Annotated in this window: 6 protein-coding genes and 1 pseudogene; 2 read left to right on the top strand and 5 right to left on the bottom strand. The window is 73.7% G+C overall.

The genetic code is table 11. The features are described from left to right. The 4 genes from ACFQ3T_RS26570 to eccCa form a co-directional block, all read right to left on the bottom strand. Positions 1-1,376, bottom strand: a 1,376-nt coding sequence (locus ACFQ3T_RS26570; protein ID WP_380727040.1) for an AfsR/SARP family transcriptional regulator, incomplete at its 3' end; no start/stop codon positions are given. Between the two features lie 177 nt (positions 1,377-1,553). Continuing rightward, positions 1,554-4,343, bottom strand: coding sequence for an AfsR/SARP family transcriptional regulator (locus tag ACFQ3T_RS26575; RefSeq protein WP_380727042.1), 2,790 nt, complete (start codon positions 4,341-4,343; stop codon positions 1,554-1,556). Beyond that, a complete protein-coding gene (locus ACFQ3T_RS26580) occupies positions 4,340-7,099 on the bottom strand; it encodes an AfsR/SARP family transcriptional regulator (RefSeq protein WP_380727044.1) in 2,760 nt (919 codons plus the stop codon). Before ACFQ3T_RS26580 ends, ACFQ3T_RS26575 begins: the two co-directional genes overlap by 4 nt. 426 nt (positions 7,100-7,525) lie before the next feature. Continuing rightward, positions 7,526-11,530 (bottom strand): type VII secretion protein EccCa, encoded by a 4,005-nt coding sequence (eccCa, locus tag ACFQ3T_RS26585; RefSeq protein ID WP_380727046.1) that lies wholly within the window; start codon positions 11,528-11,530, stop codon positions 7,526-7,528. Between the two features lie 306 nt (positions 11,531-11,836). On the opposite strand from eccCa, the gene eccD reads away from it, so the two are divergent. Beyond that, positions 11,837-13,231 carry a type VII secretion integral membrane protein EccD gene (gene eccD, locus ACFQ3T_RS26590; RefSeq protein ID WP_380727048.1) on the top strand — a complete coding sequence of 465 codons (1,395 nt, stop codon included), beginning with the start codon at positions 11,837-11,839 and terminating at the stop codon, positions 13,229-13,231. Between the two features lie 7 nt (positions 13,232-13,238). Then, a complete protein-coding gene (gene mycP / locus ACFQ3T_RS26595; RefSeq protein WP_380727050.1) occupies positions 13,239-14,642 on the top strand; it encodes a type VII secretion-associated serine protease mycosin in 1,404 nt (467 codons plus the stop codon). Between the two features lie 202 nt (positions 14,643-14,844). Here the strand turns inward: mycP and ACFQ3T_RS26600 are convergent. After that, positions 14,845-15,045: pseudogene (locus tag ACFQ3T_RS26600) on the bottom strand (WXG100 family type VII secretion target); the annotation flags it as partial.

Genomic DNA, 15,045 nt, shown 5'->3' on the forward strand with positions numbered 1-15,045 from the left:
CGTGCGGCCAGGCGCGCGCCCACGATCCGCAGCGCCAGGGGCAACCCGCCGCACGCCTCCACGATCGCGACCGCGGCGCGCGGTTCCTCCGCGACGCGCTGCGGGCCGATCATCCGCGTCAGCAGGGCGACGCCCGAGGCGGCGGCCAGCGGCGGCACCCGCAGGCTCCGGATGCCCGGCAAGCCCGCGAGCTGGTGCCGGCTGCTGATCAGCACGGCGCCGCTCGCCGTGCCCGGCAACAGGTCCTTGACCTGGTCGAACCCCGCCGCGTCGTCCAGCACGAGCAGCACCGCGCGGTCCGCGACGCGGGACCGGAACGCGGCGGCGCGCGCCTCCAGCCGGTCCGGGATGGCCGACGGGTTGAGGCCGACCGCCGTCAGCAGCTCCGCCAGCACCTCGGCCGGGTCGCGCGGGTCGCCGCCCGCGCCGTCGAGCCGGACGAACAGCTGGCCGTCGGGGAACCTGCGCCGCAGGGCGTGCGCGATCCGGATCGTCAGGGTGCTCTTGCCCGTGCCGGGCGCGCCGGTGATCGCGACCACCGGCACCGCCGTGCCGGACGGGTCGCCGACGAGCAGCGCCGCCGCCTCCGAGTACAGGTCGTCGCGCCCGATGAAGTCGGACGTGTCCGGCGGCAGCTGGCAGAGCGCCGTCCACGGCGTCAGCGCGGGCGCCGGCTCGGGGTCGCCGGACAGCACGGTCCGGTGCACCGCGCGCAGGTACTCGCTCGGGTCGACGCCCAGCTCGTCGGCCAGCAGGTCGCGCACCGCGCGGAACGCGGCCAGCGCCTCCGCCTGCTGGTCGCTGCCGTGCAGGGCGAGCACCAGCTGGCCCCAGAACCGTTCCCGCAACGGGTGGGCCCGGGTCAGCGAGCGCAGCTCGGGCAGCAGGTCGCCGAACCGGCCGGCCGCCAGGTCGGCCTCGATCCGGCGTTCCAGCACGACCAGCCGCTCCTCCAGCAGCGGCTCGACCTCCTCCGCGTGCAGCACGTCCGACCGCACGTCCGACAGGGGGTCGCCGCGCCACAGCGCGAGCGCCTCGGCGTGCCGCCCGTCCGCCGCGAGGGCCCGGAACCGGTGCAGGTCCAGCGCGTCCGGGTCGACCTCGGCGACGTACCCGTTGGTGGTCGTGCGGACCACGTTCGCGTCGCCGAGCGCCTGGCGCAGCCGCCGGACCACCATCTGCAGCGTGGGCCGGACCCGGTCCGGGCCCGGCGCGCCGTCCTCCCACAGCCGGTCGGCCAGCGTGTCCACGGGCACCGGCTGGTTGGCGCGCAGCAACAACGTCGCGAGGAGCACCCGCGCCCGTCCGGCCGGGATCGTGAGCCGCACGCCGTCGTGCCACGCCTCCAGCGGTCCGAGGACGTTGAACCGCGTCACGGGCGGGTCGCCGACCCGGCGCGGGGGACGTGCCGACGGCCGCCGCGCCCGGAGTCCCCCCGGGAGCGCCGGCGGTGTTGACCCGGTCGCCATACCCCTCCCCTGCGGTGCCAGTCTACGAACCACCGGGCTCGGCGCGAGTCGGCACGACGGGGCCGGGACGCCCGGACGCGCAGGTCAGCCGTCCTGCCCGACCCTGGCCCGAAGCTCCTCCGCCCGGTCGCTGTCGAGCCGTTCGTACAGGTCGATCGCCCGCTTCCAGTGCTCCACGGCCGTCGCCCGGTCGCCCCGCCGGTCGAACACGTCCGCCATGCCGGCCAGCGCGGCGGCGTGCGACCACGGGATGGTCGCCTGGTCCAGGGTGCCGAGCGTGCGCCGGAAGTAGTCCAGCGCCTCGTCCAGCCGCCCTTCCTTGCGGTGGATCTCCGCCACGATGGTCGCCGCCTCGGCCGTGCCGGTCGCGTCCGCCAGCCGCTCCAGCACGGCCAGCGCCTTCATGGCGGCCGCCAGCGCCTCGTCCTCCCGGCCGAGCGCGCTCAGGGGCTGGGCCATCTCCATGAACGCGGCGGCCTCGGCGTGCTCGTCCCGGACCTGCACGCTCACCGCGATCGCCTCCCGGTAGCGCTCGATCGACTCCTCGTGCCGGCCCAGCTTCATCAACGACGACGCCACGTTGCACAGGGTGAGCGTGACGTTGGCCAGCTGACCCTTCTCCATCTGGATGCGGGCGCCGCGCTCCCCGTGCTCCAGCGCCTCCTCGTGCCGCCCCATGTGGTCGAGGCAGGCGCAGATGTTGCCCAGCAGGACGGCGGCGGTGACGTGGTCGCCGTCTGCCTCCATCAGGTCGTACGCCTCGCGGAACTGGCTCAGCGCCTCCTCGTTCCGCCCGGACGCCCAGTACCCGCCGGCCAACCCGCTGAGGACGCGCGCGCGGGCCCGGTCGTCGCCCAGCCTCTCGGTGGCGGCGAGGGCGGTCTCGTGGGTGGAGATCCAGTCCGAGACGTGGCCGCCGTGGTAGTAGAAGCCCCAGAGCAGGTAGGGCAGCTGCCACGCGTGCTCGTCCAGCCCGTGGCGGGCGGCGTGGCCCACGGCGGCGGCGATGTTCTCGCGCTCCGCCTCGAACCACTCCACGGCCGGCCCCGCCGTGGTGAACCCCGGCAGCTCCAGCGACGCGTCCGGCTCGCGCACCGGCAGCCGCGCCCGGTTGGGGTACAGCGCCTCGTCGCCCGCCTTCACCACGGCCAGGTAGTAGTCGAGCAGCCGGACCACCGCGGCGTCGTCCGGCTCGGCGGTCTCCTGCGCGTAGTGGCGGACCAGGTCGTGCAGCCGGAACCGGCCCTGGCGGGGTTCCTCCACCAGGTTCACCTCGACCAGCGCGCCCAGCACGTCGTCCACCACGTCCGCGGGCAGCCCTGACAGCGCCGCGCCGGAGTACCGGTCGACGTCCTCGCCGACGTGGCGGCCCAGCGCCCGGAACACGCGCCGCTGCACGTCGTCCAGCGTCCGGTAGGACACGGCGAACGCCGAGGCGACGTCGCGGTCGTCGGCGGCGAACTCGCGCAGCCGCCGCCGCTCGTCGCGCATGCGGTCGATGAGGTACTCCGCCGTCCACGCCGCGCGGTGGTTCAGCCGGGCCGCCGCGAGCCGGATCGCCAGCGGCAGGTGCCCGCACAGCTCCACCAGCCGGGCCAGCGTGGCGGCGTCCAACGTGGACCGGCCCGCCACCTGCCGGAACAGGTCGGCGGCGACCGGGCCGGGCAGCACCGGCAGCGACAACGCGTGGCTGCCGTCCAGACCGACGAGCCTGCGCCTGCTCGTCACGATCACCAGGCAGCCCGGCGCGGACGGCAGCAGCGCGCGGACCTGCACCGCGTCGAACGCGTTGTCCAGCACGACGACCGCCCGCAGCCCGGCCATCTCCGAGCGCCACAGCGCCACCCGCTCGTCGAGCCCGACCGGGACGCGCTCGCGCGGCACGCCCAGCGAGTACAGCAGCACGGCGAGCGCGTCGCGCGTCTCCCGCGGCTGCCGCCCCTCGGTGTAGCCGTGCAGGTCGATGTAGAACCGGCCGTCGGGGTACCGGTCGGCGAGCAGGTGCGCGGCGTGCACCGCGAAGGCGGTCTTCCCCACGCCGGCCATGCCGTCCACCGCGCACACCAGCCCGCGCTCGGCGACCCGGGCGACCGTCGCCAGCTCCTCGGCGCGCCCGGTGAAGTCGGGCAGGTCGCGGGGCAGGTGGTCGCGCAGGCGGACGGCCGGCGCGCCGCCGTCGTCCTCGGCCAGCAGCTCCGCGTGCAGCGCCCGCAGCTCCGGCCCCGGTTCGACGCCCAGCTCGGCGGTGAGGACCGCCCGCATCTCCAGGTACGCGGTCAACGCCTCGGCGCGCCGGCCGGAGGCGCGCAACGCGGTCAACAGCTGCGCCCAGAACCGCTCCCGCAGCGGGTGCTGCTTGGTCAGCGACCGCAGCTCGGCCACGAGGTCGGGGCCGAGACCGGCGGCCGGCTCGGCGTCGAAGCGGCGCTCCAGCACGCCGAGGCGCTCCTCCAGCAGCGGCTCGACCTCGTCGCGGTGCAGGGAGTCCGACGCCACGTCGGACAGCGGCGTGCCCCGCCACAGCTCCAGCGCCTCGGCGAACCGGCCCTCGGCGACCAGGTCGCGGAACTCGCGCAGGTCCAGCGCGCCCGGCGGCAGGTCGGCCAGGTAGCCGCCGGTGGTCGTGCGCACCACGTTCGCCTCGCCCAACGCCTGGCGCAGGCGCCGCACGACCATCTGCAACGTGGCCTTGGCGCGGTCCGGGTTGGGCGCCTCGCCGTCCCACAGCCGGTCGACCAGCTCGTCGGCCGACACCGGCTGGTTCGCCCGCAGCAACAGGACCGCGAGCAGGAGGCGGGCCCGCCCGGCCGGCACCGGGACGCGCCGCCCGCCGTGCCACACCTCCAGCGGCCCGAGGACGTTGAACCTGATCACGTGGCCGCCACGGCCCGGGAACCGGGACGCCCGCCCGGCGCCGTGTCGTCGAGCCGGGACAGCCGCGCCTCGACGTCCGCCACGAACGACTCCTGGAGGCTGCCGGCGAGCCCCATGACGCGGGCCAGCGCGCGGCGGGCCTCGCCGACGTCGCCCAACGCCTCCTCCGCCTCCGCCAGGTGCACGAGCACCTGCGCCTCCAGCACCACGGACCCGCTCTTGCGGAACAGGTCGGCCGACTCGCGGAAGTAGCCGACCGCCTCGCCGTGGTCGCCCGCCCGGTGGTGCGCCCAACCGATGTTGTCCAGCACGTTCGCCTCGCCGTAGGTGTGCCCGAGCGCGCGCTGCTGTTCGAGCGCGCGGTGTCCCATCTCCAGCGCCTTCGGGTAGTCGCCCAGGTGCGAGTGGTAGAGGCTGATCGCGCTCATCGTGCCCGCGACCCCGAACGGGAAGCCCACCGCCTTGTAGTGCTCCAGCGCGCGCTGCCCGTGCTCCAGGGCGGCCCGCGGATCGCCCGCGTTCTCGCACAGGAACGCCATGCCGCGGTGCGCGTCGCCGAGTCCCCGCCGGTCGCCCAGGCCCTCGAACAGCACGAGGCCCTGCTCCAAGGCCGCCCGCGCCGCCTCCGGGTCGCCGGTCATCTGCAGGGCGACGCTGGAGTGGTGCTTGATCGTCGCCAGCGCCCGGCCGTCGCCCTCCCGGACCGCGTACCGCTCCGCCTCGCCGAGCATCGCGAGCCAGTCGTGCCACTGGCCCCGGCGGTCGAACACCGTGCCGAGCGTCCAGCACAGGTGCCACGACAGCAGGCCGTGCCCCGTCTCCGCCGCACGGGTGGAGGTCGACAGGAGCACCGGGTACTCCAGGTCGATCCAGCGCCACGCCGCCGGGTCGTCCGCGGGCTCGTGGGCGACGGCGCCCGGCGGCAGCGGCTCCAGCCGCACCGGGCTCGTGTCCCGCTGGGGGTGGATGCGCTTGACCGCGTTGAACGCGGAGTGCAGGTAGAAGCCGAGCACGCGGGCCCGTGCCGCGTCCCGCTCCTCGGGCGGGTCGGCGTCGGCCTCGGTCGCCGCGTAGGCGCGCAGCAGGTCGTGGAACGCGAACCGGCCGGGCGCGACCTCGGTGAGCAGGTGCAACCGGGCCAGCTCGGCCAGCGCCGCCGCGGCCTCCGCGGTCGGCACGGCGGCCAGGCTCGCCGCCGACGGCACCGAGATCACCGGACCGGGGTGCACGTCGAGCAGCCGGAACATCCGGGCCGCCCGCGCCGAGAGCGCCCGGTACGACCACGACAGCACCGCCCGCACGCCCTGCTCGTCGCCCGCGTCGAGGCCCGCCATCCGGCCCCACTCGTCGGCCAGCTCGTCGGCCAGCGACGCGAGCCGGAAGCCGGGGTTCAGGGCGGCCCGCGCCGACACCGTGGCCAGCGCCAGCGGCAGGCCGCCGCACAGCTCGACCAGCCGCCGCACCGCCGCCGGCTCCTGACCCGTCCGCGACACGCCCACCACGCGCTCCACCAGCCGGCGCGCCTCGACGTCCGGCATGACGTCCAGCGTGAGCGGCACGGCGCCGACCCGCACCAGCTCGCCGAGCTGGTTGCGGCTGGTGACCAGCACGAAGCAGCTCGTCCCGCCCGGCAGCAGCGGCAGCACCTGGTCGGCGTCCCGCGCGTTGTCGAGCACCACCAGCACCTTCCGGCCGGCCAGCTTGGACCGGTAGAGCGCGGCCTGGTCCGCCGGGCGGGTCGGCACGCGCTCCGCCTTCACCCCCAGCGCCTCCAGGAACCCCCGCAACGCCTCGCCGACGTCCAGAGGCGCGTTCGCCGGGTCGAACCCGCGCAGGTTCACGTACAGCCTGCCGTCCGGGAACCGGTCGGCGACCCGCTCGGCCCAGCGCAGCGCCAGCGCCGTCTTGCCGATGCCGCCCGTGCCGCGGACGGCGGAGATGACCGCGGCGCCCGCCGACCGGTCCAGCAGCGCCGTGAGCCGGTCCAGCTCGTCGTCCCGGCCGACGAAGTGCGCCGGGTGGGCCGGGATCTGGTGCGGCACGACGACGTCCGGCTCACCGTCCGCGATCACCACGCGGTGCGCCTCCCGCAGGCTCGGCCCCGGGTCCGCGCCCAGCTCCTCGGCCAGCAGCTCGCGCACCTCCGCGTAGGCGGCCAGCGCCTCCGCCCGCCGGTCGGACCCGTGCAGCGCGTGCACGAGCTGCGCCCAGAACCGCTCCCGCAACGGGTGCCGGCCGGTGAGCGCGCGCAGCTCGGCGAGGAGGTCGGCGTCGCGGCCCGCGGCGAGGTCCGCGTCCACGCGCCGTTCCAGCGCCGCCAGCCGCTCCTCCGCGAGCGGCGCGACGTGGTCGCGGTGCAGCGTGTCGGAGCGCACGTCGGACAGCGGCTCGCCGCGCCACAGGTCCAGCGCCTCGCCGAACCGCCCGGCGGCGATCAGCTCGCGGAAGCGGTGCAGGTCGAGCGCGTCCGGGTCGATCTCGGCGACGTACCCGCCGCTCGCCGTGCCGACGACGTCCGCCGGACCGAGCGACCGGCGCAGCCGCAGCACGGCCATGTGCAGGGACGACCGGGCGCGGGCGAGGTTGGGCGGCCCGTTCTCCCACAGCAGGTCGACGAGGTCGTCCGCGGGCACGACCCGGTTGTGGTGGAGCAGCAGCGCCGAGAGGAGCACCCGGGCGCCGCCGGCGGGGACCGCGACCGGCTCCCCGCGGTGCCGCACTTCGAGGGGGCCGAGCACCTTGAACTCCGTCTCCACGCGCCTCCCCCTCCTCCTGGGACCGCTCCCGCGACCCGTTGGGCATTGGGCCGGCCAGAGCATAGGGCAGTCGTCCGACAGCGGAGAGGCACATGTGAGTCAAGTGTGAGCGCCCTGGGGCACAGTTCCACCCGGTCACCGACCCACCGACCCCACGGCGCGACGGCAGTCGACAGCGGGGGGTACCGCCGTCGACGCAGGTGGGACGGCCGCCCCGAGCGGGCGTGCCCGGAGGTGACGGCACGGTCCGCGGCCGGCCGGGCGCTCCCCCGCCAAGCCGGCCGCGGACCTTCCCCGCCAACGCGAAGGCCCCGCCAACGCGGAAGGCCCCGCCAACGCGGAAGGTCGCCCCAACGCGAAGGCCCGTCAACGCGGAAGGCCCCGCCGAAGCGGGGCCCCCTCGTCGTGCCGAGCGGTCGGACCGGGTCAGTCCGGGTCGATCCACGCCACCTGGATGCGCTGCTGGCCCAGCTTGCGGGTGACCAGCGTGCCCCGGCCGGGAGGCTGCGGCGACGCCTTGAGGTTGCCCACGATCGCGCCTTCCTCCTTCGAGCCGGAACCCACCAGGATCGGCGCCGAGATCTCCTTCAGCTTGCCCAGGATCGGGTCGTACATCGCCCGCGACGCGCCACCCATGCGGCGCACCGCGACGATGTGCAGGCCGACGTCCTTGGCCTGCGGGATGAACTCCGCCAGCGGTTGCAGCGGGTTCGCCGCGCCCTGCGGCGCGACCAGGTCGTAGTCGTCCACGACGACGAACAGCTCGGGGCCCTTCCACCAGGACCGGTTCTTCAGCTGCTCCTGCGTGACGTCCGGACCGGGCAGGCGGCCGTTCATCGAGCCCCGGACGTCCTTGATCATGTCCGTGAGCTGCGCCGACGACACCGCGTACGACAGCAGGTGGTCCGTCTCGATGTAGCCGAGCATGGTGCGCCGGTAGTCGACCAGCATGATCAGCGCCTCGGTGGAGGTGTAGCTGTTCATGATGCCGCGCACGATCGTGCGCAGCAGGTTGGTCTTGCCGGACTCGCCGTCGGCCAGGCACATGAAGTGCGGGTCCGCGTCGAAGTCCAGGTACACCGGGGCCAGCTCGTCCTCGTTGACGCCGATCGGCACCAGGTGGCCGCGGTTCGGCCGCTGCTGCTGGACCTGGGCCATGAACTCGGCGTGCGGCAGCAGGTCGGGCAGCAGGCGGACCTGCGGCGCGCGCTTGCCGCGCCAGACCGCGTTCACCTTGGCGATCATGTCCTGCACGCCGGCCGCCACGTTCTCCGCGTCCGACGACGCGTCGATGCGCGGCAGCGCGGTGAGGAAGTGCAGCTTCTGCGGCGACAGACCGCGACCGGGCCGGCCGGGCGGCACGTTGACCGCGACCTTCCGGTCCACCTCGGACTCGCTCGGGTCACCGAGGCGCAGCTCGAATCGCGTGCCGAGGAGGTCCTTCATCGCGGGCCGGATCTCCGCCCACCGGTTCGCCGCCACGACCACGTGCACGCCGTACGACAGACCCTGCGCGGCCAGCGCCTGGACCATCGGCTCCAGCGCCTCGAACTCCTGCCGGAAGTTCATCCAGCCGTCGACCAGCAGGAACGCGTCACCGAAGTTGTCGTCGCGGATCTCGCCGCGCCGCCTGCGGTTGCGGAACTCGACCATCGAGTCGATGCCCTGCGCGCGGAACCGCTGCTCGCGCTCCGAGATCAGGCCCGACAGCTCGGCCACCATCCGGCGCGCCTTGTCCACGTCCAACCGGCTGGCGAAACCACCGACGTGCGGCAGGTTCTCCAGCGACGCGAGCGTGCCGCCACCGAGGTCGAGGCAGTAGAACTGCACTTCCTCGGGGGTGTGCGTCAACGCCATCGCGGTGATCAGGCTGCGCAGCATCATCGACTTGCCCGACTGCGGACCGCCGACGATCGCGCCGTGGCCCGCCGCGCCGGAGAAGTCGGCCCACAGCAGGTCCCGCCGCTGCTCGAACGGCTTGTCGACCACGCCGAGCGGCACCTGGAGCTTGCCGTTGGAGAAGAAACCGGGCGCGGTCAGACCGCGGTCCTCGGTGGCCTGCAGCGGCGGCAGCAGGGTGTCCAGCGACGGCGGCTCATTGAGCGGCGGCAGCCACACCTCGTGCGCCGGCGGGCCCTGGCCCACCAGCCGCTCGACGATGACCTCCAGCTCGGACGGCTCGTTGCTGTCCTCTTCCTTCTTCTCCTGCTTGACCGGCTCCAGCGGCCGGACCGGCTCCTTGGGGATCTCGATGTAGTCCGGCACGAAGTACCGGGGCCGCTTGTCGCTGGTCACCGGCGCGGACGGGCCCGCGACCTGGAGACCGGCGGGCCGGTACGGGCCGGACACGTACAGCGCCTTGAACCGGGTCAGCGGCGAACCCTGCACGCCCAGGTACCCGGAACCGGGGATGGGCGGCAGCTCGTACGCGTCCGGCACGCCGATCGCGGCGCGCGACTCGGCGGCGGAGAACGTCTTCAAGCCGATCCGGTACGACAGGAACGTGTCGAGGCCGCGCAGCTTGCCTTCCTCCAGCCGCTGGGAGGCCAGCAGCATGTGCATCTGGAGCGACCGGCCGACGCGGCCGATCTGGAGGAAGATGTCGATGAAGTCCGGCTTCGCCGTCAGCATCTCGGAGAACTCGTCGATGCAGATGAACAACGCCGGCAGCGGGTCGAGGTCGGCGCCGTTCTCGCGCGCCTTCTCGTAGTCCCAGACGTTCTTGTAGTTGCCCTTGGCGAGGACCTCCTGCCGCCGGGAGACCTCGCCGGCGATGGCGTCCTTCATGCGGTCGACCAGGGTGAGGTCGCCCGCCAGGTTGGTGATCGTCGCGGCGACGTGCGGCGCCTTGTCCAGCCCGAGGAACGTCGCGCCACCCTTGAAGTCGACCAGGATCATGTTGAGCGACGTCGACGAGTGCGTGGCCAGCATGCCCAGCACGAGCGTGCGCAGGAACTCGGACTTGCCGGAACCGGTCGCGCCGATGCACAGGCCGTGCGGGCCCATGCCCTCCATCGCGGCTTCCTTGATGTCCAGCTCGACCTGCTGACCGAACTCGCCGATGCCGAACGGCACGCGGTAGCGGTCGCGCACGGGGCGGGGCCGCCAGGCGGCCTGCACGTCGAACGTCATCGGGTCGCCGGGGATGCCCAGGAACTCCAGCAGCGGCGGGTTGTTGCTCATCGACAGCGGGTCCTCGTCGCTGCCGCCCGCCTCCACGCCGCCGATCCGGTACGGCGACAGCCGCCGGGCCAGCGCCTCGGCCTCGACCACGCTCAGCCAGTCCGGCGAGCCGAACCACTCGACGCCGCTCGCGCTGCGCGCGCCCAGCTTGCCGTCCTCGATCACCAGGCGCAGGCCGCGGCGCGCGGTCAGGTTGCCCAGCGACTCGGACAGGTCGAGGAGGGTGACGCCGACCAGGCCCTCCTCCAGGATGATCTGCTCTTCCCGGGTGACGTCGCCGTCGTCGATCAGGATCACGATGTGCGGCTGGTCGGCGGGCGGCGGCGCGTTGCGGGTGAACCGCTGCCGGTCGCGCAGCTGCTCGTCCAGCATCTGCTCGACCTCGGCCAGCGAGCCGGCCATCATCCGCATCTGCCCGATGCCGTCGATGATCGACGGGTGCTGCACGTGCGGCAGCCACTTCATCCACTCCCACTCGGCCTTGGTGCGGCCGGTGGTGACGACGGCGATCAGCAGGTCGTCCGGCGAGTGGAAGGTGGCCATCTGCGCGAGCAGGGCGCGGGCCAGGCCGCGCTTCTCGTTGATCTCGCCGAGGAGGCCGACGGCGGCGAAGCCGCGCAGCGCGATGGAGATCGGCAGGTCGGGCACGAGCGAGTGGGCGCGCACGAACCGGCGCAGCGCCAGCGTCGCGATGGGCTCCAGCTCCTCGACCGGGCCCGTCTGCGGCGGCACGAGCCGGGTGGCCAACCGCTGCGAGCCGCGGCCCGCGCGCAGGTGGCAGAAGTCGGGGTCGTTCTGCCGGCGCTCCCACATGCGCCGGGTGGTGGCCAGGGACCACAGCATCTGGGGGTCCGGGTGGACCCACTCGCGCTCGGCGCGCTGCTCGTTGGCGGCCTCGCGGGCGCGGTCCCGCATCTGGCCGAGGTACCGCAGGTAGTCCTTGCGGTCCTCGTTCATCTCGGCCTTCTTCTGGCCCTTGCCGCCGCCCATGCCACCGGCCATCATGCCGATGGTCGAGACCAGCATCATGCCGGGCATGATCATCGCAGCGGGGCTGCGCCCGCTGTAGCTGAACATCAGCACCATCATGCCGACGGACGACACGATCATGACGACGGGCATCGCCTTCATCATGATGTTGCCGGGGATGACCCGGGGCACCTCGGGCGGCGGTTCCAGGTGGACCTCACCGCCTGGCGGGCGGGGAGCGGCGAGGCGTGCCGTGCGCTTGAACTGCAGCGTGCTCACCTGACAGGCACCTCTTCAGCGTCGATCCCGTTGCGATCCGCCCGACCCGGCGGACCGGGTGACGGTGGCGGGCCGCCGGCGACTGGCGCCACCCGCGGCAACCGACACTATGGCGCATCGGATCGGCCCACGAAGGGGGGTCCGGCAAATCCGCGTCCAACGTGTTGCGCGGAACGGCCCTGGTTCGACGCCCGCGGCGGCCATACTGCACCCGGTGCTCCGGGGCGGCCCGTGGCACGTCCGACCGGACCAATAGGGTCGGGTCGGAACCACAAGCAGACACTCATCAGGACTTAGGGGGCGCTGGTGGCGACCGGTACGACGGTGTTCAGCCGGGTGACGGTGGTTGCGCCGCGAACGCGTATCGACGTCGCGCTGCCCGCAGACGTCGCGGTGGCCGACCTGCTGCCCATGCTGCTGGACATGGCCAAGGAGGCCACTCCGGACGGTGGCGTGCGGCACGGCGGGTGGGCGTTGGCCAAGCTGGGCGACAGCCCGCTCGACCCCAGCCGCACCCTCGCCTCGCTCGGCGTGGTCGACGGCGAGCTGCTCCAGCTGCGCAAGCGCAACGAGAACCCCCCGCCCCCGCTGTACGACGACGTGGTCGACGCGATCGCCGAGTCCGACCCGGACAGCTTCCGCCCGTGGACCAAGGACACGGCCCGCAAGTACGGCCACCTGGCGGGCGCGCTGGCGCTCGTCACGGCGGCCATCGCGGTGCTGATGTCCGGTCCGTTCGCGGGCGGCGACAACCTGTGGCCCGCGATCTGCGCGGGCGTCATCGCCATCGCGGCGCTCGCCGCGGGCGCGGTCGTGGCGCGCGCGTACGGGGCGACCGACACGGGCGTGCTGATCGCGGCGGCGGGCGGCCTGCCGATGGCGTACGTCGCCGGCCTCTACATCGTGCCCGGTCCGCTGGGCCGGCCGAGCCTGCTGCTGGCCAGCGTGCTGGTGCTGATCTTCGCCTCGGCCGCCATCATGCTGATCGGCCGCGGCATCACGGTGTTCATCGCCGCCGCCACGGCGGGCGCGCTGAGCGGCCTCGCGTTCCTCGTCGGCATCTTCGTCGACCACCCGGTCCAGGGCATCGCGGCGGCCACCGCGGCCGTCTCGCTCGCCGCCCTGTCGATGCTGCCCCGGTTGACGATCCAGCTGGCCAAGCTGCCGCTGCCGACCGTGCCGGGCAGCGCCGAGGACCTGAAGGAGGACACCGGCTTCCCGGAGTACTCCGTCATCGAGCGGCGCACGGCCAACGCGCACGAGTACCTGACCGGCATGATCGTCGGCTGCGGCGGCATCGCCGCGCTGTTCGCCGTCATCGCCGCGGGCGACGGCTCCATCTGGGGCCCGCTGCTGGCGATCGTGGTGACGCTGGTGCTGCTGCTGCGCGGCCGGGCCTACGCCAACGGCGCGCAGGCCGTGGCGCTGCTGGCCAGCGGCATGGTCGCGGGCGCCGGCGTGCTGCTCGGGTGGCTGGTGGACTCCTCGCCCGGCGACCGGCTGCTGTACGTGTTCGGCACCCTCGTGGTGGTCGGCGCGGGCGCGCTGGTGCTCGGCGTGATCTTCCCCAACCAGAAGTTCTCGCCGGTGCTGCGGCGCACGGTCGACGTGCTGGAGGCCATCCTGATCGCCGCGGTCCTGCCGCTGGCGCTCGCCGTGATGGACCTCTACGTGGCCATGCGCCAGCTCATCCCCGCGTGAGGCCGTGATGCGCATCCGCAAGATCGCCGCGCTGACCGCGGTCGCGGTCACCCTCGTGACCGCGCCCGGCGCGCACGCGCAGCCGACCACGACCACGCCCCCGGCGGGCCGGCCGAACTCCCAGCCGCCGCCCGTCGACCTGGCGAAGTACCTCCGCAACCCGGAGCCTCCCCAGGAGGACGTGGACTACAAGAAGCACAAGAACTGCATCACCTCCGGCACGGGCGACCGGCGCATCCCCAACAAGCCGTGGGGCCAGATGCAGCTGCGCCTGGAAGAGGCGCACCGCTTCGCCACCGGCAAGGGCGTGAAGCTCGCCATCATCGACACCGGCGTCAACGAGAAACACCCGCGGCTCGCCGGCCGGGTCATCCCCGGCGGCGACTACGTGGAGACCGGCGAGCGCGGTGTCGTCGACTGCGACGGCCACGGCACCGAGGTCGCGGGCGTGGCGGCGGCCAGCCGCGACGACGAGACCGGTTTCGTCGGCGCGGCGCCCGAGGCGCAGATCATCGCCTACCGGCAGACCAGCGACTACTACAAGTTCGAGGACCCCAAGAAGGTCGACAACCGGGCGTCCGCGGGCAAGGTCGACACGCTCGCGAAGGCGATCGTGGCGGCCGTGAAGGACGGCGCGCAGGTCATCAACATCTCGTTGACCGCGTGCGCCCCGCCGACCGAGCCGAGCACCGGCGAGCGCGAGCTCCAGGCCGCCGTGCACTGGGCCGTGAGCCAGAACGTCGTCGTCGTGACCGCGGCGGGCAACATCGACGCGGAGAGCGGCTGCGCGCTCCAGAACGACAACCAGAACCCGAACGACGTCAACGTGGTCGCGTCGCCGCCCTGGTACTCCGAGGACGTGCTGTCCGTGGCGTCGATGAACTCGGTGGGCGCGGTGTCGACGTTCTCGGTGTGGGGCCCGTGGGTGAGCGTGGCCGCGCCGGGTGAGGACATCGTCACGCTCGACCCGAACGGCCAGGGCCTCACCGACGCGAACGCCAACGAGAACAGGCAGCTCAGCCCGATCCAGGGCACCAGCTTCGCGGCGCCGTACGTGGCGGGCGTGGCGGCGCTGGTGCGCGAGCGGTTCCCGAAGCTGACCGCGCGGCAGGTGATGGACCGCATCAAGGCCACCGCGCAGCACCCCGGCAACCCCACCGGGCGGGACAACAAGATCGGCTACGGGATGATCAACCCGGTGGCCGCGCTGACCGCCGAGCTGCCGTCCGAGCGGCCGGGCGCGAAGCCCGCGACGCCCGAGCAGCTGATGACGAGCCTCGACCCGCTGAACCCGCCGAGCAGCACGCCGATGATCGTGGCGCTGGCCGGGACCGGCGCGGGCGTCGGGCTGCTCCTGCTGACGATGTTCATCGTCCACACGGTCAACCGGAACCGGGCCAAACGGGTGTGAATTTGATGGCGCCGCCTCCGGCGTCGCGGCTCGGTCGCCATGAAGTCGGTCGTTCGAGCCTCGTTTCCCGCCGATCGAAGAGCGTGATCGGCGGGAAAGGAGTCTCGAACGACCGACGCGACCTCGCGGGGTGTGTCCTCCGTTCAGGACACTTGGGCTCGGTGCGAGCGGGCGGTTAGTCCTCGCCGTGCGAACGGGGCTGTTAGTCCTCGCCCAGGACCGGCGGGGCGGACTTCTTGGGCTTGCCGAACACCTGCTCGGTGGAACCGGCCAGTTGGACCTTCGCCTTGTGGTCCTTGTCGCCGCCCTGCTGCGGGGCGCCGGCCATGCCGCCCATCATCCCGGCGCCCATCATCCCGGCGCCGCCGACGGGCGCGGCCGGACCGTGGCCGGCCGCCGCGGC

This window comes from Saccharothrix hoggarensis, from assembly GCF_042678885.1.
GTDB lineage: Bacteria > Actinomycetota > Actinomycetes > Mycobacteriales > Pseudonocardiaceae > Actinosynnema > Actinosynnema hoggarensis.

What these genes read in the sequence shown, in the direction of transcription:
- mycP (WP_380727050.1), top strand. Translation starts at nt 13,239, where the DNA reads ATGCGCATCCGCAAGATCGCCGCGCTGACCGCGGTCGCGGTCACCCTC.